Below are 24,421 nucleotides of genomic sequence, written 5' to 3'. Positions count from 1 at the left end.
AGCTACCGGGTCAGGCGCCGAAGAAGACCTCGGCCTCTTCGTAGCGCTCGGCCGGGACGGTCTTGAGCTCGGCCGTGGCCTCGGAGAGCTTCACGCGCACGATCTCGGTGCCGCGCAGCGCGACCATGGTGCCGAAGTCACCGGCGGCGACGGCGTCGACGGCGTGCAGGCCGAAGCGCGTCGCGAGCACGCGGTCGTAGGCGGTCGGCGTACCACCGCGCTGGATGTGGCCGAGGACGGCCGCGCGGGACTCCTTGCCGGTGCGGTCCGCGATCTCCTCCGCGAGCCACTGGCCGACACCGCCGAGGCGGACGTGGCCGAACGCGTCGCGCTCACCGGAGTGCAGCACCTCGGCGCCGCCCTCGGGGATCGCACCCTCGGCGACGACGATGATCGGCGCGAACTCGCTCTCGAAGCGGCGCTCGACGTGCTCGACGACCTTGTCGACGCTGAACGGGCGCTCCGGGACGAGGATGACGTTCGCGCCACCGGCGAGACCGGAGTGCAGCGCGATCCAGCCCGCGTGCCGGCCCATGACCTCGACGACGAGCGCACGGTGGTGCGACTCGGCCGTGGTGCGCAGGCGGTCGATGGCCTCGGTCGCGATGTGGACGGCCGTGTCGAAGCCGAACGTGTAGTCCGTGGCGCCGAGGTCGTTGTCGATCGTCTTCGGCACGCCGACGACGCCGATGCCGTCGTCGGTCAGGCGCTTGGCGACACCGAGGGTGTCCTCGCCGCCGATCGCGATGATGGCGTCGACGTTGTTCGCCGCGATGGTCTCGCGGATGCGGTCGACACCGCCCTCGACCTTGTAGGGGTTCGTGCGCGACGAGCCCAGGATCGTGCCACCGCGGGTCAGGATCTCCTCGACGTCCGCGAGGTCGATCGACTTGGTGAGGTTCTCGATCGGGCCCTGCCACCCGTTGCGGAACCCGACGATCTCCCAGCCGTGTGCCTTGATGCCCTTGCGGACCACGGCCCGGATCACGGCGTTCAGACCGGGGCAGTCACCACCGCCAGTGAGCACACCGATGCGCATCTGCTTCCCCATCTCTCGTGTTCTGTGTCACGCAGACTTTCACGAGCTGTATCGGTGCAGCAATGCGGGTCTCACTTACCGGACCGGAAAACCGGTTTTCTGCCGGTGTTCCTCGATCACCTTCCAGCGCGCGAGGTTGTGCCGCGCGTCGGCCAGGGCGTCGTGGGCGTCGGCGGGAGGGGCGGGCAGCTTGGGGCGGCCGACGTCGTCCCAGCGTTGCCGCAAGTCGCGGGTGAACCGGGGCAGGGCGCGCGGCAACGCCGGCATGGCGCCCCACAGCTGCGCCAGCGCCACGTGGTCGTAGGCGGCGAACCACGCCCACAGCTCGACGTCGTCGCGCGCGGCGTTGCGGGCGCCGAGGAAGTCGAGCAGGTCCTCGCGGATGCGGGCGCGGCTGCGCCACGCCTTGTCCGCGGGTGAGGGCAGCTGGTTGAGGACGTTCTGCCGCACCCACGGACCCGCGCGCTCGGGGTCGAACTCGGTGGACACGGCGTAGAACTCGCGGCCTTCCTCGTCGACCACACCGATCGACACCAGGTCGATCGTCACCCCGTCCTCGATGAACTCACAGTCGTAGAAGAACCGCACCGCGACACCCTAGGGTGCCGCTCAGCTCGCCTTCTTCTCGGGCACCCGGTCGGCCTTCCCGCCCTGCTCGGACGCGTTGCCGGGCAGCTCCTTGGCCTTGGCCGCGTAGACGTCGACGTACTCCTGGCCGGAAAGCTCCATGAGCGCGTACATGATCTCGTCGGTGATCGACCGCAGCACGAACCGGTCGCCGGACAGGCCCTCGTAGCGCGAGAAGTCGAGCGGCTTGCCGATCTTGATGCGGATCGGGTGCGGCTTCCACATCCTCGAGCCGATGGGGTTGGCCTTGTCCGTGCCGAACATCGCCACGGGGATGACCGGCGCACCGGACTCCAGCGCGATCCACGCGACCCCGACCTTGCCCTTGTAGAGGCGGGCGTCGGGCGAACGGGTGCCCTCGGGGTAGATGCCGAGCAGCTTGCCCTCGCGCACGATCCGCACACCGGTGTCGAGGGCGCCCTGCGCGGCGGAGGCGCTGGACCGGTCTATCGGCACCTGGCCGACGCCGGAGAAGAACCACTTCTGCAGCTTGCCCTTGATCCCCGTGCCGGTGAAGTACTCGATCTTCGCGGGGAAGGTGACCCGCCGCGACAGCATCAGCGGCAGGAAGAACGAGTCGGAGACGGCGAGGTGGTTGCTCGCCAGGATGGCGCCACCCTCCTTGGGGATGTTCTCGGCGCCCTCGATGATCTTCGGCTGGAAGAACAGCCGCAGAACCGGTCCCAGGAGGACGTGCTTCATCAACCAGTACAGCACTTTGGGAAGCGCCTCCCTAGACCCCGCGAACCTTGATCCCGGCAACCAGCCTACGGAGCCGACCGCTGCTCACACAACGAGTCCCGCGGTTGTGCGTCACGGGCGTGACTGAGCCGACTGCCGTAACCCGCAACACATCCGCTCCGTGCAACGATGAGGGGTCAGAGGGTTGCGGCACATGGAGAGGCTCTGGATGAACGCCCGGCGCGACTCGACCGACGGCCCCGAGAACGTCGACGAGCTCTTTGCCGAGATCGTCGCGGGTCTCGAGCGGGACGGGGTCGGCAAGGACTGGCTCGACCTCGACGAGGCGGGCACGGAGGACGTGAGGACGCGGACCGAGGACCGGGACGACCCGGCCGAGGACGTGCTCCCCGAACCGGAGGACGACGACCGCGACCGGTCCGAAGCCGACGACCACTACGTGCCGCCGGAGCCGCCGCCGTTCCCGGTGCTGCGCGCCTCGACGATCGTGGCGCTGCTGATCCTGGTGCTGGGCATCGTGCTGCTGGTGGCCCCCGGGCTCTTCGGGTTGCACGCGAGCCTGGGCACGCCGCTGTCGCTCGTGGCCCTGTGCGCGGGCATCGGCCTGCTGATCCTGCGCATGCGCAACACCCCGCCGCCGGACTCGGGCTGGGACGACGGCGCCCAGGTGTGACACCTCACGGCCGGGTCGATAACGGCGTGATAACGGCCACTCACACCTTCAGATAACGTTTCGGCGGTGCTTATGGTGCCGGCATGGACCAGATGCAGCACCTGATGATGGCCCGCGCCCTGGCGACCCTGGGCAAGAAGGACGCCGACCGCGCCAAGCGCCGCCGGCCGCGCATCCTGCGCGTGCTCGGCCGCTGACGCCCAGACCACCGCTTCTCCGAGCTGACGCAGGGGTCCCCCGCGAAGGGGGACCCCTTGCTTTCATTCTCCTCGCGAAGACCGACAGTCCCGCGGCCCTCGACAGGCAGAACCGGGCATTTCGGACCGAGTGTTCGCGGCGGGCGAACAGACCCCGACACGCTCGCCGCGACACTCCTCTCGCGATATATCAGCTGGCCTCAGCTAGCCCCACAGCTCTTGACTACCGCCGCAGCCAGTAACCAGACGCCGCCGAGCCCAAGCTGACCTGCTGCTTTGCAACGAGTCTTTTGACGACGTCCGCAAAAGACTCGTTGCAAAGGTGAGGCAAGTGGCGGTCAGTCGGAGGACGACGAGCGGTGCGGGTGGAGGGCGCTCGGCTTGTGGACGGCGTCGCGGCCGCTCTTGGCGCTGCGGACGCGGTACTGCGGCTCGTCCTCGGACGCCTTCACCTTGCGGCCGGCGGCCTGCTTCTCGGTGATGATCTCCTCCTCCACCTCGCCGTGGGTGCGGCTGCCGTGACTCGACCACTCGACCTCGTCGCCGGGCTTGTACGGGTGCTCGCTCATCGTCCGACCCTTCGTCGCGTTGCGTCGTTCGGCGTAACCACGGGTACCCGGCCGCCAGGGATCGACACGGAGGAGAGGACACGCACGTGGGTGACGAGGAGCAGACGCGCAAGGAGTTCGGCGAGGCCGTGAACATGACCGCGAGCCAGCTGGAGAAGTGGCTCGGCACCGCCGAGTCGAAGGAGGTCGGTGACAAGAGCGGCGGCGAGTCGACCGGGCACGCGTCCGGTCGCCGCATCGTCGCGCTGCTGCAGGCGAAGAAGGCCGACCTGACCGATGACGACTACGGGCACATGCGCAAGGTGGTCGGCTACGTGCACCGCCACCTCGCCCAGCGGCCCGACCAGCCCACCAGCGAGATCGAGAGCAGCCGGTGGCGCTACTCGCTCATGAACTGGGGCCACGACCCCCTGAAGAGCTGACTCAGGGGCGGTGGTGGTTGCGGGCCATCGACGACACCGTCTCGCGGGCCAGGGTCGCCGCACCGACGATGCCGGCGTCGTCGCCGAGCTGCGCGGTGCGGATCCTGGCCAGCGGGCGGTGACCGGCGCCGGTCACGACGGCGGCGTAGCGCTCGCGGGCGTCGTCGAGGAACAGCGGCGCCGACTCCGACACCCCTCCCCCGATGACGATCACCTCGGGGTCGTAGACGTCGGCGACCAGCGCCAGGCCCTCGCCGAGCCAGCGCGCCAGGTCGGCCATCGCGCGTTGCGCCAACGGGTCACCGTCGCGTGCGGCACCGGCGACCCGACGACCCGTCACGGCGCGTGAGTCGCCTGCGGCCTCACGGCCGAGCACGGTCGAGATGCCGGGGTGCTTGGCCAGCAGCTCCACGGCGGTCGCACTCAACGCCGTCCCGCTGCAGTAGCGCTCCCAGCAGCCGTTCTTGCCGCACGGGCACGGACGGCCGTCGGGCACCACGCGCAGATGACCGAGCTCGGGTGCAACGCCGTACGCGCCGCGGAACACCTCGCCGTCCAGCAGCAGGGCCGCGCCGATACCGGTCCCGATGGCCACCAGAACAGCGGTCTTGGCGCCGCGAGCGGCACCGAAGCGGTGTTCGGCCAGCGCGGCGGCGTTCGCGTCGTGTTCCAGCACGACGGGCAGGCCGAGGCGGTCGCTCATGCGGTCGGCGACGTTCATCTGCCGCCACGCCAGGTGCGGCGCGAACCGCACCGTGCGGCGGTCCGAGGCGATGAACCCGGCGACGGCGAGGCCGACGGCGTCCACCGCGTGCCGGGCCGCGACCTCTTCCACGGCGGCGACGAGCGCGTCTTCAAGTGCACGTTCGCCAGCGGGTGTCGGTGCGCGCGAGGTGTCGAGCACGGACCCACGCGCGTCCACGACACCAGCGCGCACACTGGTGCCCCCGATATCGACTCCGACGGTGAGCACTAGTCGGTCTTCCTGACGACCTTGATGTGCTGAACGCGCTGCCCGGCGTCAGCGGGTTCGGCCGGTTCGGCCGGTGCGGGCGTGCCCGGTTCGCGCAGAGCGGCCCGCAGCACCGCCACCAGCCCGGCGGCGTGCTCCGCGGCCTTCGCGGCGAGCTCGGAACGGTCGCCGCGCAGCAGTGCGACGCCGTTGCACACCGGGCACCAGCCGCACGTCTCCGGCGCGTGCGCGCCATCGCCCGCTTCGGCCACGCGCTGCAGCCACGGCTGCATGCGCTCGGCGGCGGTGTCGATGAGCAGCCGCAGCTCCTCGGCGAGCTTGCCGTTGTTCTCGGTCATGAAAAACTCCTGATCAGCGCCACGAGGTCAACGCCACAGCGCCGGGTCCGGCCGGAACCCCACCGTCACGCCGGCCGAGTCCATCTCCGCACCGGTCACGATGCAGCGCCTCAGCAACGAGGGCAGCGCCACGAGCCGACGCCGGCCATCGACGGTCAACGCCAGGTCGTCGCCCACGCGCGCAAGGTCCAGTTCCGTGTCATCGGCCAGCGGCAACGCGATCCGCAGCGAGTATCGGGCGTCGAGCCCGCGTCCGCTGCCCGACACCTCCAGCAGCGACTCCGACACCGCGGCACCGGGCAACGGGTCCTCGTCGCCGTACAGCTGCGCCGCGACCTCCAGCAACGCCGTCACGCCCACGGGTTCGGACGCGCGGTGGTCGACCGTGCGGATCTCGCCGATGCCGGTCAGCTCGGCGAGCACCGCGTCCTGCTCGTGCCGCCGGGTCCGCAGCCACGTGGCGGCCGCGCCGCGCGCCGGTCCCGGTGACGGCACCAGCCGGTTCGCGATCACGCTGTCGACCCGGATCCCCTGCAGCGCCAACGCGGTCAGCGTCCGCCGGGTCTCCGCGGCGACCACGCGTTCGGGCGTGAGCACCAGCCGCACCGAGCACGAGGACGGGTCCGCGAGCATCGACCGCAGCGCGTCCAGCCGCTCCGCCAGCCGGCTCAGCGCGTCCGCCGTCGCGTCCCACTTCTCGACGGTGCCGGTACCCGCGACACCGGCCAGCAGGCCGCGCACCACGCGCCGGTGCGTCGGGAAGAGCCTCTCCAGGTAGCCGGCGAACGCCTCGGGCAGCGACAGCAGCCGCAGCGTCTCCGCCGTCGGACCGCAGTCGACGACCACGACCTCCCACGGTCCGGCCGCGGCGAGCCTGCGCACCTCCGCCAGCGCGAGGAGCTCCTCCACGCCCGGCAGGACGGTCAGCTCCTCGGCGTCGAGCTCGTCGACCCCGGCGCCGGCCAGCACCGTGCGCAGGTGCCCGCGCAGGTCACCCCAGGCGTCGTCGACGAGTCCGCGGGGGTCGATCTGGCAGGCGAACAGGCCGCCTGCACCGTCCACTTCGGACGGGGCGGCACCCAGGCGCACGTCGAGCGCGTCGCCCAGGGAGTGCGCGGGATCGGTCGACACCACGAGCGCCTTGCGGCCGTGCGCCGCGAGCGTCGCCGCCGTCGCGGCGGCCAGGGTGGTCTTGCCGACCCCGCCCTTGCCGGTGAAGAGCAGGACCCGGCTCAAGCCGCCTTCTCCGCGCGCTTCTTGAGCTCCTTGAGCGCGGTGTCGAGGATCAGCTTCTCGGCCTTGCGGCGGAACAGCCCGATCATCGGGATCACCAGCTGCACCGACAGCGTGTAGGTGACCTTGGTGCCGGTCCCCGACGGCTCCAGCACGTAGCTGCCGTGCTGCGACTTCTGCATGGTGCCCTTGACGAGGTCCCAGCGCACCGAGAGGCCGTCGGGCGCCCAGTCGTACCTCAGCGTGTACTCGTCCTTCACGGGACCCTGGTCGATCGCGAACCGCACCTGCTCGGCGCGGCCGTCGTCGCGGGTGTCGAGGACCTCGACCTCCTTCATCCCGTTCGCCCAGTCCGGGTACGACGGGAAGTCCGCGATGATCGCCATGATCTTCTCAGGCGGCGCGTCGATGACGATGGACTGAGTGGACTCGTCGGCCATGGAACAGGAGGCTACTCGCGTCTTTACCAGTTGAGGACGTGAGGCTTGCCGCTGCGCTGGAAGTGCCCGACGTTGATGCACTCGGTGTAGCCGACGCGCACCCGGCGGGCCAGCGGCTGGTGCACGTGCCCGAACACCGACCAGCGCGGGCGTTCCCGCACGATCTTGTCCAGCGCCGGCCGCGAGCCCCACTCCGGGCGGCGCGCGACGACGTCGTAGGTCAGGTCGGGGACCTGCGGCGGGATGTGCGTGCACAGCACGTCGACCTCCCCCATCCGGTCCAGCGCGGCCGCCATGTCCTGCTCGGTGCGCAGGTACGGGAACCACGGCGCGTCGGGGTTGCGCACGTGTCCCGGCATGAGCAGCCCGCCGCCCGCGAACCCGAACCGCAGCCCGCCGATCTCCACCGCGGCGCCGTCGACGACGTGCACGCCGTCGCGGGCGAACCGCGACCACAGGTGCGGACTGTCCACATTGCCCGGTGTCGCGTACGTCGGCGCGGACATCGCCCCGAACAACGCGTGGTACTGCTCCAGCACCGCTTCCTCCACGACCGCGCGGGCGTCGTCCAGACCGTCCCACAGGGACCGGACGTAGCCCGCGGTGTCGGCGCGCCGGGTGCCGCGGCGCAGCTCGGCGAAGACCCCGACCTTCTCCGGGCCGAACACGCGGCCCATGATGCCCTTGGAGTGGTCGTAGTAGTCCACGAAGTCGATGAGGTCGCCCAGCACGACGAGCGCGTCCGCCCCGTCACCGGCACGCGCCAGCGCCTCCGCGTTGCCGTGCACATCCGAAACCACGTGAACCCGCACGGTCCCAACCTAGTTCAACGGGCGCACCGGGGTTTCACGAGACACGTGCCACTGTCGATCACCCGGCCGGAGGGCAGCCGGCCGGACGGCCGTCCTCCAGGGTCAGCTTGAGGCCGAGTGCCACGGACTTGGCGGCGAGCTGGCGGCGTTGCACCTCACGGCGCGCGCTGCGCGGGGTGAGCGACCCGGCGGGCGGATCAGCGCGGAGGAAGTAGTGCAGCAGGGTGCCGTCGAGCATCGGCTCGAGCCAGACCTCCATGGTGCCCACGAGCGCGCCGCCCACCGTCCAGCGCAGGCCCTCCTGGCCCCGGTCTGCGTAGACGTCGAGCTCCAGGTCCGGCCAGAACGCCCGCCACGACGACGGCACGGAGAAGGCTGCGGCGACCACGCTGGGCGGGACCGCCAGGAATGTCTCGTCGACGACGTCCACACTGGCCATGGGGTCAAAAGGTAACGGAAGGGCGTACCAACCTTTGTATCGCCGGAATCACACGCTAAGTTTCCCCACCAGTAACAAATCATCGTACGGAGGTTGACGTGCGCGAGTTCAGCGTCCCCGCCACCGCCGCAGTGGCTCCTGAGGAGAACCTCACCGACATGGTGTGGGCCAACGCGGAACGGTTCGGCAACGCCGTCAGCTTCCGCAGGCAGGTCGACGGCACCTGGGTCGACATCACCGCGCGGGACTTCGCCGCGCAGGTGATGGCGGTCGCCAAGGGCATGATCGCCGCCGGCCTGGAGCACGGCGACCGCGTCGGCCTGGTGTCGAAGACCCGCTACGAGTGGTCGCTGCTCGACTTCGCCATCTGGGCGGCGGGCGGCGTGGTCGTGCCGATCTACGAGACCTCGTCGGCAGGCCAGATCCAGTGGATCCTGTCCGACTCGGGCGCGAAGGCGGTGTTCGTCGAGGCCGCGCAGCACCGCGCGCTGGTCGACGAGGTCGTCGGCACGCTGCCCGAACTGCGGCACGTGTGGCAGATCGAGGGCTCCGCGCCCGCCGTCGACGAGCTGACGGCGCTGGGTGCCGAGATCACCGACGAGCAGGTGCACGAGCGCCGCGGCCAGGTGAAGGCGGACGAGACGGCGACGCTCGTCTACACCTCCGGCACCACCGGCCGCCCCAAGGGCTGCACGCTGACGCACCGCAACCTGCTGTCCGAGGTGCGGTCGGCGCTGTCGCGGTTCCCGGAGATCCTCGCGGCCGGCAACTCGCTGCTGCTGTTCCTGCCGCTCGCGCACATCCTGGCGCGTGCCCTGTACCTCGCGTGCGTGTACTCGCGTGCCACGCTGGGCCACACCGCGGACGTGCAGAACCTCGTCGGCGACCTCGGCCAGTTCCGCCCGACGTTCGTCGTCGCGGTGCCGCGCGTGTTCGAGAAGGTCTACAACGGCGCCAAGCAGAAGGCGCACGCCGGCGGCAAGGGCAAGATCTTCGACGCCGCCGAGGCCACCTCGGTCGCCTACAGCCAGGCGCTCGACGACGGCGGCCCCGGCTTCGGCCTGCGGGTCAAGCACGCCGTGTTCGACAAGCTGGTGTTCTCGAAGCTGCGCGCCGCGCTCGGTGGCCGCGCGGTCGCCGCAGTGTCCGGTGGTGCGCCGCTGGGCGACCGGTTGTCGCACTTCTTCCGCGGCGCGGGCATCCCGGTCTACGAGGGCTACGGCCTGACCGAGACGTCGGCGGCGGCGTGCGTGACGTTCAAGGGCCAGGAGAAGGTCGGCACGGTCGGCCTGCCGGTGCCCGGCACGTCGGTGCGCATCGCCGAGGACGGCGAGATCCTTATCAAGGGCGACATCGTCTTCACCGGCTACTGGAACAACGAGGCCGCCACCGAGGAGGCGCTGGAGGACGGCTGGTTCCACACCGGTGACATCGGCGAGCTCGACGGCGAGGGCTTCCTGAGGATCACCGGGCGCAAGAAGGAGATCATCGTCACCGCCGGTGGCAAGAACGTCTCCCCCGCACAGCTCGAGGACCGCATCCGGGCGCACCCGCTGATCTCGCAGTGCATGGTCGTCGGCGACAAGCAACCGTTCATCGGCGCGCTGATCACGATCGACCCGGAGTTCTTCCCGGCCTGGAAGGAGTCGCACGGCAAGCCGGCCTCGGCCGAGGTGCCCGACCTGGTCGAGGACCCCGACCTGCTGGCCGAGATCCAGGCCGTGGTGGACGAGGCGAACAGGTCGGTGTCCAAGGCGGAGGCGATCCGCAAGTTCCGCGTGCTGCCGGTGGACTTCACCGAGGCCGGTGGCGAGATGACGCCGTCGCTGAAGCTGAAGCGGTCGGTCGTGGCGAACACGTACGCCTCCGACATCGACGCGATCTACGCGAAGTAGGTCCTGAACAGCGCGAAAGGCCCAGGAGCTGGAAGAGAGCTCCTGGGCCTTTCGACCCCCAGCGATCGTGATCCGCGAACTTCCGCGGAACCCGAGAAGTGTTGTTGCCCCGGCCCCCCGACCGGGACGAGTAGAAGACTGCCGGACGGCGCTGACGTATCGCTGACGCGCCGATGTCACTCGGCGACAGCGCGCTAATAGGCTGTGAGTGAGACGGGATCATCCGGCGCGCGTAGGGGGAAGGCAATGACCTCGGGTCCGCAGTTCCGGCTGCTCGGCCCGATGGAGGTGCGCCTGGGCGACTCCGCCGTCCTGCTCCGCGCCGGCAAGCACCGGGCGTTGCTCGCGGCGCTGCTGCTGCGGCCCAACCGCGTGGTGCCCGTGACGGAACTGGTCGAGCACGTGTGGGGTGACGCGCCGCCCGCGCGGACGCGGGGCACGTTGCAGACGTACGTGATGCGGTTGCGTGCCGCACTGGGCGACCCGTCGCTGATCCAGACCGCCGCCGACGGCTACCGGATGCGCGTCGACCCGTTGGCCGTGGACGTCCACCGGTTCGCCGACGCGGCGGCACGCGGACGAGCGGCGGCGGCGAACGACCTGGTCGAGGCGCGGAAAGCGTTTGCTGAAGCGTTGGAGCTGTGGCGCGGGCCGGTGCTGTCGGACGTGCCTTCGGAGACGTTGTACGCCGAGCACGCGCCGCGGTTGACCGAGCTGCTGATGACCGTGCACGAGCAGCGGGTCGACGTGGAGCTCGCGCTGGGCAACCACGCGGACCTGGTGCCGGAGCTGTTCGCGCTGACTCGGGACCACCCGTTGCGCGAGCGGTTCTGGGGGCAGCTGATGCTCGCGCTGTACCGCAGCAGCCGGCAGGCGGAGGCGCTGGAGGCGTTCCGGCAGCTCGACCGGACCCTGGACGAGCAGCTCGGGATCGACCCGTCGGCCGAGCTGCGGGCGTTGCACCAGGCGATCCTGGTCCGCTCACCCGAGCTCGCGGCACCGGTGCCGGAGCGGGCACCCGACCGCGCGCCGCCGTCACCGCTGCAGCTGCCGGCGGACACCCCGGACTTCACCGGGCGGGAACGGCACGTCGAGCGGATCACGGCGCTGGTCACCGGGGCACTGGGCAACGCGGTGCCGATCGTGACGCTGGCGGGGCCACCGGGGGTGGGCAAGACGACGCTGGCCGTGCGGGTGGCGCACGTGCTGCGGGACCGGTTCCCCGACGGGCAGCTGTACGTCGACCTGCGCGGATACGCGCTGGGCCCGCCCGCGGACGGGGTGGACGTGCTGTCGCGGTTCCTGCGGGCGCTGGGCGTGCCGCCGGACGAGATCCCACCGGACGCGGACGAGCAGAGCACGATGCTGCGGTCGTTGCTGTCGGGCCGGCGGGTGCTGCTGGTGCTCGACAACGCCTCCGCGCCCGACCAGGTGCGGGCGCTGCTGCCGGGGACGGCGTCGTGCCCGGTGATCGTGACCTCGCGCGACGACCTGCGCGGGCTGATCGCCATGAACGGCGCGCGGACCGTGCCGGTGGACGTGTTCACGCCGGGCGAGTCGGTGGCGTTGCTGGAGAAGCTGCTGGGACCGGGTGAGCACGCGGAGCTGGCCGCGCGGTGCGGGCACCTGCCGCTGGCGCTGCGGGTGGCGGCGGCGTACCTGGCCGGGCGCGACGACGTGACGATCTCGGGTTCGCCGATCGAGCTCGCCTACGCCGCGCTGCCACCGGCGCCGCAGCGGTTGTTCCGGTTGCTGTCGCTGGTGCCGGGACCGGACTTCACCGCGGAGGCCGCGTCCGCGCTGGCCGACGTGGACGCCGAGGGCCTGCTGACGGTGCTGGTGATCGCGAACCTGGTGGTGTCGCCCGCTCCGGGTCGCTACCGGTTCCACGACGAGCTGATGCACTACGCGGCGTCGCTGCGGGCGGAGCTGGACACGCCGGCCGAGCAGCAGGCGGCGCTGACGGCGTTGCTCGACCACTACGTGCGCGGCGCAGAACGCTGCGCCGAGCTGCTCTACCCCGGCATCCTGCGGCTGCCGTCGACGGCGTCGGGCCCGGTGCCGCGGATCTCGACGCAGGCCGACGCGCTGGCGTGGCTCGACGCCGAACGCCCGAACCTGACCGCCGCCATCCGGCACGCCGCCCTGCACGGCCCGGCCCCCGTGGCGTTCCAGCTGGCCGACGCGCTGCGCGGCTACCTGTGGATCGGCCAGCACGTCGGCGAATGGCTCGCGACCGCCCACCACGGCCTGCAGGCCGCCCAGGCGTCCGCGCACCGCCCGGCGGAGGCGGCGATGCACGCGAACCTCGGCACCCTCTACCTGCGGCTCGGTGAGTACGCGCGGTCCGTCGACCACCACAGCCGGGCCGTGGAGCTGTACCGCGCGCTGGGCGACAAGGACGCCGAGGCGGGCGTGCTGAACAACCTCAGCCTCGTCTACCGCCGCTCCGGTCAGCTCGGTGCCGCGAAGGACGCCCTGCTGCGGTGCCTGGAGATGCTGCGCTCGGAGGACAGCGTCAGCACGGGCCTGTACAACCTCGGTCAGCTGGCCGTCGAGCTGGGCGAGGTCGACGAGGCCGTGGAGCACTTCACCCAGGCCCTGGCGCTGGCGCCCAACGCCGACGGCCACACCTACCTCGGCATGGCGCTGCGCCTGCAGGGCCGTCACGACGAGGCCCGCGCTCACCTGACCCGTGCCCTGGAGATCGGCAACGTCCCCGCCGGCGAGGCCGAGACCCTGGAGAACCTCGCCGCCCTGGAGCTCGCCGAGGGCAACGCCGACCTCGCCCTCTCCCTCGCCTCACGCGCGCTGGCGCTGGTCGCTGACGGCGGTGACCAGCAGGTGGCGGCGTCGGTGCGGATCACGCTCGGCGAGGTCCACCGGGCGCTGGCCCAGCTCGACGGGGCCGTGGAGTACCTGGACCAGGCGCTCGCGACGGCCCGGCGCATCGGGTACGCCTCCGGCGAGGTGCGGGCGTTGATCGTGCTGGCGGCGGTGCGGCGCGACCTCGGGTCGGACGTGGAAGCTCGCTCGGCTGCCGCTGAGGCGATCCGGCGCAGCACCGAGCTAGGTCTGCACGCCCTGGAGACGCGAGCTCGCGCGCTCAGCTGAGACGCGCCGGCGCCAGCGAGCTGAGCTCAGCTGAAACGCGCCGGACCCAGCGAGCTTCAGCTCAGCGAGCTGGAGCTTGGTGAGCTGAAGCTTGGTGAGCTGGAGCTTGGCATGAGCTGAGCTTGGCGCGAGCTATCGCGCCATATCCCATATCCAATACATCAGTCTGCTGACGACGGTTAGCTGCTGATGACAACGTTGTCATATGTGACCAGCTGAGCATTGCCGCCCGTAGCTAGGCGATATATCGGGTATTGGATATGGCATATCGGATATCGGTCAGCCGATGAGCTGCTGGAGCCGGTGGGCGAGCTGGTCCCACTGCCAGTGGGTGCTCACCCAGTCCCGGCCGGCGCGGCCCATCTCGGTGGCCATAGCGGGGTCGGCGAGCAGGGCGGCGACCTTGGTGGCGACGTCGTCGACGTCGCGGCCGTCGACGACGTTGCCGGTGATGCCGTCGCGGACCGTCTCGGGTGCGCCGCCGGACCGTCCGGCGACGACGGGCAGACCGGTCGCGGACGCTTCGAGGTAGACGATGCCGAGGCCTTCGACGTCGAGGCCGCGGCCACGGGTGCGGCAGGGCATCGCGAAGACGTCACCGGCGTTGTAGTGGGCCGGCAGCTCCTCCCACGGCACCGAGCCGGTCAGCACGACGTTGCCCGCCTGGCCGGTTTCGGCGACGAGGGCGTCGAGCTTCGCGCGGTAGGGGCCGCCGCCGACGATCAGCAGGGCCGCGTCCGGCACGGAGCGGCGGATCAGCGGGAGCGCGCGGATGAGGACGTCCTGACCCTTGCGCGGCACGAGGCGGGACACGCAGACGACGACCGGGCGGTCGCCGAGGCCGTAGCGGCGGCGGAGCTCCGCGCGTGCGGCCGGGTCGGGGCGGTAGAGGTCCGTGTCCACACCGGACGGCAGGTGTTCGAGGGCGGCGAGCGGGCCGAACGCCGCCGCGAAGCGGGAGCGGGTGTAGCGGCTGACGTAGGTCACGACGTCCACACCGGATCCGATGGTGCGCAACGCCTGGCTGGCCACGGGCAGCATCGACCAGCCGACCTCGTGGCCGTGGGTGCTCGCGACCGACCGGCTCAGGCCGAGGCGCGGTGCCAGCAGTGCGAGCGGGGCGGCCGCGCCGAACCAGGCGGCGTCGCACGACTCGGTGCGCGCGATGGCACGGGCGCGGCGCAGCACGTCGGGGGTCGGCAGCATCAGCGACGTCGGGTGCCGCACGACGGGGAACGGCTGGCGCGCGTCGAACTCGGCGTCGCCCTTCCACTTCGGCGCGTAGACCACGAGCGAGTCGGCGGGCAGGCGGGTCGCCAGTGCGTGCAGGTAGGCCTGGATGCCACCGGGGCGGGGCGGGAAGTCGTTGGTCACCAGCAAGGTTCGGCGCACGGACCAACGCTATCCGATCGTGGTCCGCAGGAAGTCGCGCCAGTCCGCCACGTCCACGGCGCGGGCGTCCACAGCGGACAGCGAAGCGTTGCGCAGGAAGAACTCGACGACGCCGCGCTCCCCCAGCCGCGACTGCAGGTACACCACGACCGAGTACGCCTGCTGGTAGGCGAGGTCGCGGCCGGGGCCGGTGAAGTCGGTGGGCAACGCGGACACGTCGGCCGTCAGCAGCGGCGCCGCCTCCCGCAGCGGCAGCCCGGTCGCCTGGAACGCCACCCAGTCCGCGAACCCCTCCACCAGCCACAGCGGCGCCGAGTCCGACGTCTGGTCGCGGGTCGCGACGTGGGTGATCTCGTGCCGCAGCAGCACGCCCAGCTCCAGGTCCGACAACGGCGCCACCCGCACCCGGTTGAGCACCACCCGTTGTGCGGCGCCGTCGCGGATCGCGATGCCGGCCATGTCCTTGAACGCCGGCCCGACCAGCGACACCAGCTCGGCGTCCGAGGCGGGGATGACGACGTCGACGCGCCGCGACCAGCTCAGCCCACGACCGATATCCAATACATTGGATACGGCTGCTACCGCTTCGTCGAGCAACCCCTGCACCCGCGCCGCCAGCTCCCCGTCACAGGAACTGCTGGTCACCGTGCCCATCGCCGCCGACCGCGAGGTTGCTGTGCAATCGGGTGTTGCGGTCGACGGCAACTCAACGGCGCTGGGGTGCAACGCCACGTTGAGGCTGAGCAGGAACGTGACGACGACCAGCACCGCCAACACCGTCCTGAAGCGCCTCACGCGCGCAACGCTAGCCGTCGATGCGACGAATGGCCGCGATGGGCCCGATGGCGTCGATCGGCGCGATCTTCACCGGCTGCCCCTCGGTGGAGGCGTGCACAGCGCGCGCGTTGTCGACCGCCATGGCCACGTGCGAGCGGCTGGCGTAGTAGATGATCAGGTCACCGGCTCGGACGTCGGAGCGCGACACCGCGCGTCCGACCGAGGCCTGTCCCCCGGACGTGCGGGGCAGGGCCACGTTCGCAGCGGCGTACGCCTTCATCGTGAGCCCGGCGCAGTCCCACTGGTCGAGCCCGGTGGCGCCGTAGCGGTACTCGTCCCCGCGCTGCTCCAGCGCGAACTGCAGCGCGATCCCGGCGGCACCACCCGGCACGCTGACCCGCGACCGGTCGCCCGGATCCCGCAGCTGCTGCACGACCGGCGCGGGCAGCCGTGCCAGTGCCGTGCGCACCTCGTCGACCTGGCCCTGCAACGCCCGCTTGCGGGCCTCCAGGTCGGCCTTCAGCCGTTCCGCCGCCTCGGTGGCCGCGGCGGCACGCGAGCGCGCGTTCTCCGCCACCTGGTGGGCCTGCCGCGCCTTCTCCACCGCGCCGGACAGCCGCGCGAGCGAGTCGGCCTTGTCCTCGGCCAGGATTCGCATCATCTCGAGCCGCAGCAGGAAGTCCTGCTGCGAGTCCGCGACGAGCAGCGCGGAGAGCTGGTTGAACCGCGCGCCCTCGAACGACGCCTCGGTCAGCAGGTCGACCTGGCCGCGGAAGCCCTCCTCGTCGGCCTTGGCCTGCACCTCGATCTGCTGCGCCGCCGCGACGTCCGCCGTGGCGCGTTCGAGCTCGGCCCTGCGCAGCGTGAGGTCCTCCTGCGCGCGCAGCACCTCCTCGTTCAGCTTGGTCGCCTGCTCGGTCAGCTGGGCGTACCTGCGGGCGGGGTCGGCGGGTTGCGCTGCCGAGGACACCGCCGGGGCGGCGCAGCAGAGCAGCACGACAACCAGAGCACCGCGGGTGAGCTTGCGCGACAGCACGTCGCCGATCCCCTTCGCGTCACACAGTTCCAAGATCGACGCGAGCAGGCTACCGCGTGACTAAACGCGACCGAGCCGGGCCAGCAACACCGCGGACGGCACCGGGTGCGCACCACGCCGGCGCACCGAGTCGGCGACCGCGCGATCCGACGTCACCACCACCACCGGCCGCCCCTCCGGCTCGGCGGTGACCAACGCGCGAATGACGTCATCAGCGAGAACACCGGGATCGCTGAAGAGCACCCGCACGCCGCGAGGCGCCGCCGCGGGCACGGCGACCACTCCGGCGCCGTCGAACACCAGCGTCACCTCGGCACCGGTGCGCGCGGCGAGCACCGCGAGCTGGTGCACGAGCCGGTCGCGCTGATCGGACAACGACAGCTCCGGGTAACCGGTCTTCGTGACGTTGTAGCCGTCCACGACGAGGTGCACGGCCGGCAACGCCAGCAACCGGTCCAGCGCCGCCGGGTCCTCCACCCGTCCCACCGCGCCCTGCGACGCCGACGCACCGCGCACGAGGTCGGCGGGACGCGGTCCGGAGCCGCCCAGCGCCAGCTCCCGCCGCAGTCCCGTCACCGCGCCGTCGAGGGTGTCCACGAGCAGCGCGAGCCGCACCTCGTCGGCCTGCCGGGCCTCCCGCGCCGACTGCCGGGCGACCTCGGCGTCCGCGATCGCCCGTTGCGCCTTGCCCCGCTCGGTCTCCGCACGTTCCCGTTCCCGGTCGCGCTCCGCGGTCAGCCGCTTGAGCTCCTCGGCCGTGCGTTCCCGCACGCGTTCGACCTCGGCCGCCGCCGCCTCGGCCGCGTCCTTGGCCTCGCGCAGCTTCACGCCCTGTTCGCGCAACCGCTTGCGCAGCCGTTCCAGCTCGACCTCGGCGTCCGCGCGCACGCGTTCGGCGGCGCCGTCGAGCTGGCTGCGTTCGGCGCGCAGCCGTTCGAGCTCGCCCTCCAGCCGTTCCGAGCGCACGACCGCCGCGTCCCGCTCGGCCCGCAGCGTCGCGTCGCCGACCCGCCGCGACACCAGCTCCACGTAGTGCGGTGCGACCTCGTCCCCGGTCAGCACGGCGGCCGCGGCGGCGGCCACCGGGTCCGGCGAGGTCACCTCCAGCGTCGATGGCCGGTTCTTGCGCAGCCACTCCACGACGGCGGTGCGGAAGTTCGCCGAGTCGCGCAGCCCGGCCACGACCTGTGCGCCGCCGAGCCGGGCGCGTTTGGTCGGCGCGAACTTGGCCACGGGCCGCAGGTGCTGCGGCACGTCGACCTTCGCCATCTCCCCGAGGGCGTCGGCGCCGAGCTCCGCGAGCCGCATCCGCAGCGGCTCCGGCAGCGCACCCCAGTCCACAGTGGACTCGCCCACCTCGTCGGCGGGCGGGTCGTACTCGGGCTCGGGCATCGGGTCTGGCACCGTTACAGGCTAGAGCCCCCGCGCTTGAGCAGCGCACGGACATCTCCGGCCTCCGGCACGCCGATCTCCTCGAAGATCGCCAGGGCCTGCTCCCACGCGCCTTCGCGACCGTGTCCGAGCACCTGCAGTGAACGGGCTTCACCGAGTCGGCAGCCGTTACGTCGATGCAGGTCAACGGCCTCCTGGGCGAACTTCAGCGCCCGGTCGGGATCATCGGCCAGGTGCAGCGTCGCCAACGCGGTCAGCGCCGTGCCCTCGATCAGGCCGTAGCCGTGCTCCCGTGCCATGGCCAGCGCCTGGTGCAGGTGTTCGGCGCGGCCCGTTGCCCTTCCGAGACCCGCGAGCGCCTGCGCCTCGCCGTGTTTGTAGCCGATGCGCTGGGCAACGGACACCGCACGCCGGTACTCCTCCTCCGCGGCCGGATCACCGAGCCGCAGCAGCGCGGCGCCGATGCTGTGCCGTGCGTCGACCTCGCCGCCGGGGTCGTTCACCTCCAGGGCGATCTGCAACGCCTCCCGGCCGGCCTCCACCGCCAGGTCGAGCCGCCCGGCCTCGCGGTGCACGGCGGAGACGTCGTCGAGCAGGTACGACTCCAGGCCGCGCTGGCCCAGCGCCCTGATGTCCACCAGCGCCTGCTCGAACGTCACCACCGCCTCGTCCAGCCGCCCCAGGTCGCGCAGCGCACAGCCCAGCTCGGCGATCGGGCGCCCGTTCTTCACGCCGATCTGCTGGTAGAGCGCGAAGGACCGGCGGTGGTGTGCCTCGGCGTCCCGCAATCGGCCGCGCATCCAGCACGTGGACCCGAGCTGGGACAACGCGTGCGCCTCCCGCCGCAGCTGCCCCAGCTCGTGGCTGAGCTCGGCGACCCTGAGGTAGCTCTCGGCGGCGCGGTCGGTGTCGCCGACCTCGCGGGAGACGTGGCCGAGGACCGTGAGGAACCGGAGCGTGCCGGCGGGCCAGTCGTCGCGTTCGGCCAGGTCGAGCGCCTGCTGGACCAACCCCAGCGCTTCGCTGGAACGACCGGAGTACATGCGTGCGATCGCCTCGCTCGCGAGTGCCGCCGCCTCGCCGCGCATCTCCCCCTCTTGCCGTGCGGACGCAAGCCCGGCCTCGCGCACCACGGCCCAGCTCGCGTGATCACGGCGTGCGGCGAAGAAGCTGTGCGTCGCGTCGGCGAGCCGCCAGGCGAACGGACCGGTGGCGGCGATCGCGACGAGGTTGGTCTTCTCGGCGACCAACCAGGCCAAGGCCTCCGCCGACGTCTCGAACGTGCGGCCGTCCGTTGCCTCGAACAGCACGTCGTCGGCGACGTAACACATGCGCGAGGCGTTGGCCGCTGTACCGATGTGCCACAACGCCAGCCGTGCGCGCAGTGCGTTCGTCTCCTCCTCCGTCAGCAGATCACGTGCGTACAGGCGCACGAGGTCGTGGAGGTGATAGCGATCACCTTGGCGTTCCACGAGGTTCGCCGTGACCAGCTGGTCGAGGCCGGTGCCGAGCAGTGCGGCCACCTCGGCCGTGAAGTCGTGACCGGCGATGGCGCCCAACCGCCTGAACAGCTCTTGTGCTGCTGCGGGCAGCGAACGGAACGAGAGGTCGAGTGCTGCGCGCACGGCGAGACGTTCGTCGTCGTCGACTCGCAACGCCGCGAGCCTGCCTTCTTCTTCGCGCAGCTCGTCGACCAGGTCCGCGACCGATCCGGTGGCGTTCGCCGCGGCGATCCTCAGCGCGAGCGGGAGGTGGCCGCACAACCGGGCCAGCTCGGGCAGCTCGGGTGCGTCGCCGAGCATGCCGCGCAGCAGCGCGACGGCCTCCTCCGGCGCCATGACGTCCAGCAGCACCGGCCACGCGTCGAGACCGGAGAGCCGGTTGCGGCTGGTGATCACGACGCGGCAGCCCTCCGCGCCGGGCAGCAGCGGTGCGACCTGGGCGGCGGTCGCGGCGTTGTCCAGCACGACCAGCATCCGCCGGTCGCGCAACAACATGCGGTAGAGGTCGGTCTGCTGCTCCAGCTGCTGCGGGATGCGCGGCCCGGCGATGCCCAGTGCGCGCAGGAACCGCGCCAGCACGTCGCCGGGCGGCAACGGCGGGGTGTCCCGGTCGAAGCCGCGCAGGTTCGCGTAGAGCTGGCCGTCGGGGAACTGGTCGGCGACCGTGTGCGCGTGGTGCAGCGCCAACGCCGTCTTGCCGACGCCTGCTGTGCCGTCGATCGCGGTGATGACGACCGTTCGCCCGATGGCGCCGAGCTCGGCCAACGCGGACGCACGGCCGGTGAAGTTCGGCAGGTCCGCGGGGAGCTGGTGCGGCACAACGCGCTGGGTCGGCTCCGGTGTGACGCCCCGCAGCTCACGCGGGCGTTGGCGGTGCGGGTAGCGGTCGACCAGGTCGGCCAGCTCGGCGGAGACGTCCTCGCCGAGGCGCAGCCGGCGTTCCAGGTGGTCCTCGACGACCTCCAGGCGCTCCTCCTCCAGTGCGGCGCGGACATCGCTCCACGGCGGGGCCGCGGGCAGGTCCGCGAGGGGTTCCTGCTGCCACAACGCCAGCGCTGCTTCGAACAAACGGGCCGCTGCCGCGTCGTCGTCCAGAGCGCGCGCGTTCGCGACGAGGTGGCGGAAGTGGTGCAGATCGACGTCGTCAGGTCCTGCTTCGAGCACATAGCCGTCTGCGCGCGTGGAGACCACTATGCCGTCCAGCGCCTGCCGCAACCGGAAGACGTGCTGGTGCAGCGCGTTGACGTGCATGGGCTTCTCGTCGGCACCCCACATCGACTCGATCAGGCGTTCCGACCGCACCACGTGGCCGGGCTGCAGGGCGAGCGCCGCGAGCAGCGACCGCTGCCGGACGCTGAGGGGCAGGCCGGAAGGTCCCAGGAGCGTGATCCGCACACCGGTGAGGCTAGCTCCAAAAATTGTCAGACCCCGTCGCTAACGTCACCGGGGTGACCGGTCAACTGTCCTTCGACGAGCTCGGGACGCCGCTGCGCGACACGACGTTCGTCGTCTTCGACCTGGAGACGACGGGAGGGAGCGCCGAGCAGGACGCCGTCACCGAGATCGGCGCGGTGAAGGTGCGCGGCGGCGAGGTGATCGGCGAGTTCGCCACGCTCGTCGACCCCGAGCGCGGCATCCCGCCGCAGGTCGCGCAGCTGACGGGGATCACGCAGCTGATGGTGACCGGTGCGCCCCGGATGCAGACGGTGCTGCCCGCGTTCCTGGAGTTCGCGGCCGGAGCGGTGCTGGTCGCGCACAACTCCGGGTTCGACGTCGGGTTCGTCAAGGCGGCGTGCGAGCGGCAGGGCTACCGGTGGCCGAAGCCGCCGGTGGTGTGCACGGTGCGACTGGCGCGACGGGTGCTGAGCCGCGACGAGGCGCCGTCGTGCCGCCTGTCGGCGCTGGCGGACCTGTTCCACACGCGGACCCGGCCGACGCACCGGGCGCTGGCCGATGCGCGCACCACGGTCGAGGTGCTGCACGCGTTGCTGGAGCGCGTGGGCAACGTGGGGGTGCACTCGCTGGAGGAGCTGCTGGCGTACCTGCCGGAGGTGACGCCGGAGCAGCGCCGCAAGCGCTCCCTGGCCGCGCACCTGCCGTCGGTGCCCGGCGTGTACCTCTTCCGCGGGCCCAAGGAGGAGGTGCTGTACGTCGGCACGGCGTCGGACCTGCGGCGGCGGGTGCGGCAGTACTTCACCGCGAGCGAGGGCAGACGCCGGCTGCGCGAGATGGTCGCGCTCGCGGTGCGGGTCGACGCCGTCGAGTGCGCTCATTCGCTGGAGGCCGAGGTGCGCGAGCTGCGGCTGCTGCGCGCGCACCGCCCCGCGTACAACAAGAGGTCGAAGAACCCGCACCACGCGTGGTGGCTGGTGCTGACCGACGAGCCGTTCCCCCGGTTGTCGCTGGTCCGCACCCCGCGCGACGGTGCGCTGGGCCCGTTCCGCACCCGCCGTGCGGCCGAGTCGGTGGCGGACGCGCTGCTCGACGCCGTGCCGCTGCGGTCGTGCACGCTCAAGATCCCGGCCACGAACCAGCGCGCCTCGCCGTGCGCCCTGGCCGAGCTCGGCCGCTGCCAGGCCCCCTGCGCAGGCCGGCAGACCGTGGAGGAGTACTCCCCCGCCGTCGTGGCGGTGCGCGACCTGGTGGTGGGCCGCAGCGCGGACCCGTTGCGCGGTCTCGCGGAGCAGCTCGGCTCCCTGGCCACTGCCGAGCGCTTCGAGGAGGCCGCCACCCGCCGCGACCGCCTCGCGGGCCTCGTCCGCTCGCTGGACCGCGCCCAGCGCCTCGCCGCGCTGGCCGCCCTGCCGCAGCTCGTGGCCGCCCGCCCGGACCGCGACGGTGGCTGGGAGTTCTCGGTCGTCCGCTACGGCCGGCTGGCCTCGGCCGGTGTCGCCCGCCGCGGCACCCGCCCGATGCCGGTGGTCGACGCGCTGGTGGCCTCGGCGGAGACGGTCATCCCGACCGCGGGCCCGTTGCGCGGTGCGCCGCCGGAGGAGACCGGGGTGGTGCTGCGCTGGCTCGACCAGCCCGGTACCCGCCTGGTGTACGCGGACGAACCGTGGGCCTCACCGGCCGGTGCGGCGGCGGCATGGGTGCCGTGGGCTGAGCAGGCGTCAAGCGCACGCCCGCTGGTGGACCGCTGGCACTGAGGCGGTCCGGTGCGCGGGAGGTCGGTGTCGCGGGAGCGTGCGGAGTTCGTGGCGCTCGCGATCAGCGGGTAGGGCAGACTACGGGTGCTTTGGTACCCGTAGTGAGACCCGAGGAGGACGCCGTGGTCACCGCCATCGTGCTGATCCAGGCCGCCGCCGAGCGCATTCCCGAGGCGGCGCAGGAGATCGCCGACATCGACGGAGTCACGGAGGTGTACTCCTGCGCCGGTGACGTGGACCTGATCGCGCTGGTCAAGGTCAGCAAGCACGAGGACCTCGCCGCGCTGGTGCCGGGCAAGATCAGCAAGGTCGAGGGCGTGCTGAACACCGACACGCACATCGCGTTCCGCAGCTACTCGAAGCGGGACGACGAGGCGGCGTTCGCGATCGGCCTGGACGACGCGCAGTAGCCGAAGACGCATGCGAAAAGCCCCCGTGGAGATCGTCCACGGGGGCTTTTCACTGCTTCAGCAGGCTCAGGCCTTGGGGTCGGAGGGCTTGCCGGCCAGCTCGCCCGCGGTGTCCTCGGCGCTGAGGCCTTCGGAGACATGCGCCCTGCGGCGTGCATTCTCCAGGGCCACGGTCTCCTCGACCGGGTCCGGCGACCACGTGCTGCCCGCGACCGGGTGCCCGGCCGAACCCAGCTTGTTCATCTTCTTCGGCACCGACGCACCCTGATAGGCCAGGGGGATCGGGTGACCGTGGTCGTCCACCGGGCCCAGCGGCTGGTGGACCTCGATGAACTCACCGTGCGGCAACCGCTTGATGATGCCGGTCTCCACACCGTGCTCCAGCACCTCACGGTCCGCCCGCTGCAACCCGATGCAGGTGCGGTACGCGATGAAGTACGCGATCGGCGGCAGGACCAGCATGCCGATGCGGCCCATCCACGTCGTCAGGTTCAACGAGATGTCGAACTGGTAGGCGAAGATGTCGTTCGCGCCCATCAGCAGCAACACCATGAAGTACGTGATCGCCATCCACCCCAGCGCCGTGCGCACCGGAACATCACGCGGGCGCTGCAGCAGGTTGTGATGCGCGTAGTCCTTGGTCATCCGCCGTTCGATCCACGGGTACACCGCCGCGATCCCGGTCAGCAACGGCAACCCCAGGATGAACGGCAGGAACGGCGCCGGGATCGTGTAGTTGCCCAGGTAGAACTCCCACGCCGGCCAGATGCGCACCAGGCCGTCGGTCCAGCCCATGTACCAGTCCGGCTGCGACCCCGCCGAGACCTGCGCCGGGTTGTACGGGCCGATGTTCCAGATCGGGTTGATCTGGAACACCCCACCCATGATCGCGATGACACCCACGACGACGGCGAAGAACCCGCCACCCTTCGCCGCGAACACCGGCATGATCCGCACACCGACGACGTTGGTCTCCTTGCGGCCCACACCCGGGAACTGGGTGTGCTTCTGGTACCACACCAGACCCAGGTGCGCGCCGATCAACCCCAGGATGATCGCCGGGATGAGCAGGATGTGCGCGGTGTAGAGCAACGGGATGATGTCCGTGCCCGGGAACTCACCGCCGAACATCAACCAGTTCAGCCAGGTGCCGATCACCGGGAACGAGATCAGCAGCGCCGCCATCACCCGCAGACCGGTGCCCGAGAGCAGGTCGTCGGGCAGCGAGTAGCCCAGGAAGCCCTCGATCGCACCGAGCATGAACAACACGATGCCGATGACCCAGTTGAT

Annotated in this window: 22 protein-coding genes; 6 read left to right on the top strand and 16 right to left on the bottom strand. The window is 71.4% G+C overall.

The window, feature by feature from the left end:
* Positions 1 to 10: 10 nt before the first annotated feature.
* The 3 genes from ACZ7CD_RS36400 to ACZ7CD_RS36390 form a co-directional block, all read right to left on the bottom strand.
* A complete protein-coding gene (locus ACZ7CD_RS36400) occupies positions 11 to 1,039 on the bottom strand; it encodes a 6-phosphofructokinase (RefSeq protein ID WP_360398612.1) in 1,029 nt (342 codons plus the stop codon).
* A 75-nt stretch (positions 1,040 to 1,114) separates the two neighbouring features.
* The gene (locus ACZ7CD_RS36395; RefSeq protein ID WP_360398564.1) at positions 1,115 to 1,627 is read right to left on the bottom strand and encodes a polyadenylate-specific 3'-exoribonuclease AS; all 513 of its coding nucleotides are present in this window, start codon (positions 1,625 to 1,627) and stop codon (positions 1,115 to 1,117) included.
* 21 nt (positions 1,628 to 1,648) lie between these two features.
* Positions 1,649 to 2,383 (bottom strand): lysophospholipid acyltransferase family protein, encoded by a 735-nt coding sequence (locus tag ACZ7CD_RS36390; protein WP_360398566.1) that lies wholly within the window; start codon positions 2,381 to 2,383, stop codon positions 1,649 to 1,651.
* Positions 2,384 to 2,561: 178 nt separating this feature from the next.
* On the opposite strand from ACZ7CD_RS36390, the gene ACZ7CD_RS36385 reads away from it, so the two are divergent.
* A complete protein-coding gene (locus ACZ7CD_RS36385; protein WP_470380678.1) occupies positions 2,562 to 3,041 on the top strand; it encodes a hypothetical protein in 480 nt (159 codons plus the stop codon).
* Between the two features lie 535 nt (positions 3,042 to 3,576).
* Here ACZ7CD_RS36385 and ACZ7CD_RS36380 read toward each other — a convergent pair.
* Positions 3,577 to 3,807 carry a hypervirulence associated TUDOR domain-containing protein gene (locus tag ACZ7CD_RS36380; RefSeq protein ID WP_470380677.1) on the bottom strand — a complete coding sequence of 77 codons (231 nt, stop codon included), beginning with the start codon at positions 3,805 to 3,807 and terminating at the stop codon, positions 3,577 to 3,579.
* A gap of 86 nt (positions 3,808 to 3,893) precedes the next feature.
* Here ACZ7CD_RS36380 and ACZ7CD_RS36375 point away from each other — a divergent pair, with 86 nt between their 5' ends.
* On the top strand, positions 3,894 to 4,229 hold the full coding sequence (locus ACZ7CD_RS36375) for a DUF3140 domain-containing protein (RefSeq protein WP_360398572.1): 336 nt from the start codon (positions 3,894 to 3,896) through the stop codon (positions 4,227 to 4,229).
* 1 nt (position 4,230) lies between these two features.
* Here ACZ7CD_RS36375 and ACZ7CD_RS36370 read toward each other — a convergent pair whose 3' ends face one another.
* From ACZ7CD_RS36370 to ACZ7CD_RS36345, 6 genes are read right to left on the bottom strand one after another with little or no spacing between them, the layout of a single operon-like run.
* Positions 4,231 to 5,202 carry an ROK family glucokinase gene (locus ACZ7CD_RS36370; RefSeq protein WP_458433757.1) on the bottom strand — a complete coding sequence of 324 codons (972 nt, stop codon included), beginning with the start codon at positions 5,200 to 5,202 and terminating at the stop codon, positions 4,231 to 4,233.
* The gene (locus tag ACZ7CD_RS36365; protein ID WP_360398576.1) at positions 5,202 to 5,540 is read right to left on the bottom strand and encodes a hypothetical protein; all 339 of its coding nucleotides are present in this window, start codon (positions 5,538 to 5,540) and stop codon (positions 5,202 to 5,204) included. Before ACZ7CD_RS36365 ends, ACZ7CD_RS36370 begins: the two co-directional genes overlap by 1 nt.
* Before the next feature lie 27 nt (positions 5,541 to 5,567).
* Entirely contained in the window at positions 5,568 to 6,776 is a 1,209-nt protein-coding gene (locus ACZ7CD_RS36360; RefSeq protein WP_458433759.1) for an ArsA family ATPase, read from the bottom strand.
* Positions 6,773 to 7,213: an SRPBCC family protein gene (locus ACZ7CD_RS36355; RefSeq protein ID WP_360398580.1), complete on the bottom strand. Its 441-nt coding sequence runs from the start codon at positions 7,211 to 7,213 to the stop codon at positions 6,773 to 6,775. Before ACZ7CD_RS36355 ends, ACZ7CD_RS36360 begins: the two co-directional genes overlap by 4 nt.
* A 23-nt stretch (positions 7,214 to 7,236) precedes the next feature.
* Entirely contained in the window at positions 7,237 to 8,025 is a 789-nt protein-coding gene (locus tag ACZ7CD_RS36350; protein ID WP_470380676.1) for a metallophosphoesterase family protein, read from the bottom strand.
* A gap of 58 nt (positions 8,026 to 8,083) precedes the next feature.
* Positions 8,084 to 8,464 carry a polyketide cyclase / dehydrase and lipid transport gene (locus ACZ7CD_RS36345; RefSeq protein ID WP_360398584.1) on the bottom strand — a complete coding sequence of 127 codons (381 nt, stop codon included), beginning with the start codon at positions 8,462 to 8,464 and terminating at the stop codon, positions 8,084 to 8,086.
* Between the two features lie 98 nt (positions 8,465 to 8,562).
* Between ACZ7CD_RS36345 and ACZ7CD_RS36340 the strand changes: the two genes are divergently transcribed.
* Together ACZ7CD_RS36340 and ACZ7CD_RS36335 are read left to right on the top strand one after the other, a co-directional pair.
* A complete protein-coding gene (locus tag ACZ7CD_RS36340) occupies positions 8,563 to 10,359 on the top strand; it encodes an AMP-dependent synthetase/ligase (RefSeq protein ID WP_360398586.1) in 1,797 nt (598 codons plus the stop codon).
* Positions 10,360 to 10,605: 246 nt separating this feature from the next.
* Positions 10,606 to 13,473: an AfsR/SARP family transcriptional regulator gene (locus tag ACZ7CD_RS36335; protein ID WP_470380675.1), complete on the top strand. Its 2,868-nt coding sequence runs from the start codon at positions 10,606 to 10,608 to the stop codon at positions 13,471 to 13,473.
* Positions 13,474 to 13,752: 279 nt separating this feature from the next.
* Here ACZ7CD_RS36335 and ACZ7CD_RS36330 read toward each other — a convergent pair whose 3' ends face one another.
* From ACZ7CD_RS36330 to ACZ7CD_RS36310, 5 genes are read right to left on the bottom strand one after another with little or no spacing between them, the layout of a single operon-like run.
* Positions 13,753 to 14,865, bottom strand: a complete 1,113-nt coding sequence (locus ACZ7CD_RS36330; protein ID WP_470380674.1) for a glycosyltransferase family 4 protein — start codon at positions 14,863 to 14,865, stop codon at positions 13,753 to 13,755.
* A gap of 9 nt (positions 14,866 to 14,874) precedes the next feature.
* Positions 14,875 to 15,660, bottom strand: coding sequence for a basic secretory protein-like protein (locus ACZ7CD_RS36325; RefSeq protein WP_470380673.1), 786 nt, complete (start codon positions 15,658 to 15,660; stop codon positions 14,875 to 14,877).
* Positions 15,661 to 15,670: 10 nt separating this feature from the next.
* Entirely contained in the window at positions 15,671 to 16,711 is a 1,041-nt protein-coding gene (locus ACZ7CD_RS36320) for a C40 family peptidase (RefSeq protein ID WP_470380672.1), read from the bottom strand.
* 27 nt (positions 16,712 to 16,738) lie between these two features.
* On the bottom strand, positions 16,739 to 18,070 hold the full coding sequence (locus ACZ7CD_RS36315) for an NYN domain-containing protein (protein WP_360398614.1): 1,332 nt from the start codon (positions 18,068 to 18,070) through the stop codon (positions 16,739 to 16,741).
* A gap of 14 nt (positions 18,071 to 18,084) precedes the next feature.
* Positions 18,085 to 20,967 (bottom strand): AfsR/SARP family transcriptional regulator, encoded by a 2,883-nt coding sequence (locus ACZ7CD_RS36310; protein WP_470380671.1) that lies wholly within the window; start codon positions 20,965 to 20,967, stop codon positions 18,085 to 18,087.
* Between the two features lie 53 nt (positions 20,968 to 21,020).
* Here ACZ7CD_RS36310 and ACZ7CD_RS36305 point away from each other — a divergent pair, with 53 nt between their 5' ends.
* Complete coding sequence (locus ACZ7CD_RS36305) at positions 21,021 to 22,721, top strand: DEDD exonuclease domain-containing protein (protein ID WP_360398598.1); 1,701 nt, start codon at positions 21,021 to 21,023, stop codon at positions 22,719 to 22,721.
* A 122-nt stretch (positions 22,722 to 22,843) separates the two neighbouring features.
* Positions 22,844 to 23,131: an Lrp/AsnC family transcriptional regulator gene (locus ACZ7CD_RS36300; RefSeq protein ID WP_360398600.1), complete on the top strand. Its 288-nt coding sequence runs from the start codon at positions 22,844 to 22,846 to the stop codon at positions 23,129 to 23,131.
* A 66-nt stretch (positions 23,132 to 23,197) separates the two neighbouring features.
* Here the strand turns inward: ACZ7CD_RS36300 and qcrB are convergent.
* Positions 23,198 to 24,421 (bottom strand): cytochrome bc1 complex cytochrome b subunit (qcrB, locus tag ACZ7CD_RS36295; RefSeq protein ID WP_470380670.1); only part of this gene is annotated, 1,224 nt, incomplete at its 5' end.

The organism is Lentzea sp. NPDC036949, assembly GCF_055608075.1.
This window is presented reverse-complemented; position numbering and strand designations above follow the sequence as displayed.

Coding starts and splice junctions, on each gene's coding strand:
- ACZ7CD_RS36400 (WP_360398612.1), bottom strand. CDS start 1,039: ATGCGCATCGGTGTGCTCACTGGCGGTGGTGACTGCCCCGGTCTGAAC.
- ACZ7CD_RS36385 (WP_470380678.1), top strand. CDS start 2,562: ATGGAGAGGCTCTGGATGAACGCCCGGCGCGACTCGACCGACGGCCCC.
- ACZ7CD_RS36380 (WP_470380677.1), bottom strand. CDS start 3,807: ATGAGCGAGCACCCGTACAAGCCCGGCGACGAGGTCGAGTGGTCGAGT.
- ACZ7CD_RS36365 (WP_360398576.1), bottom strand. CDS start 5,540: ATGACCGAGAACAACGGCAAGCTCGCCGAGGAGCTGCGGCTGCTCATC.
- ACZ7CD_RS36355 (WP_360398580.1), bottom strand. CDS start 7,213: ATGGCCGACGAGTCCACTCAGTCCATCGTCATCGACGCGCCGCCTGAG.
- ACZ7CD_RS36345 (WP_360398584.1), bottom strand. CDS start 8,464: ATGGCCAGTGTGGACGTCGTCGACGAGACATTCCTGGCGGTCCCGCCC.
- ACZ7CD_RS36335 (WP_470380675.1), top strand. CDS start 10,606: ATGACCTCGGGTCCGCAGTTCCGGCTGCTCGGCCCGATGGAGGTGCGC.
- ACZ7CD_RS36315 (WP_360398614.1), bottom strand. CDS start 18,070: ATGCCCGAGCCCGAGTACGACCCGCCCGCCGACGAGGTGGGCGAGTCC.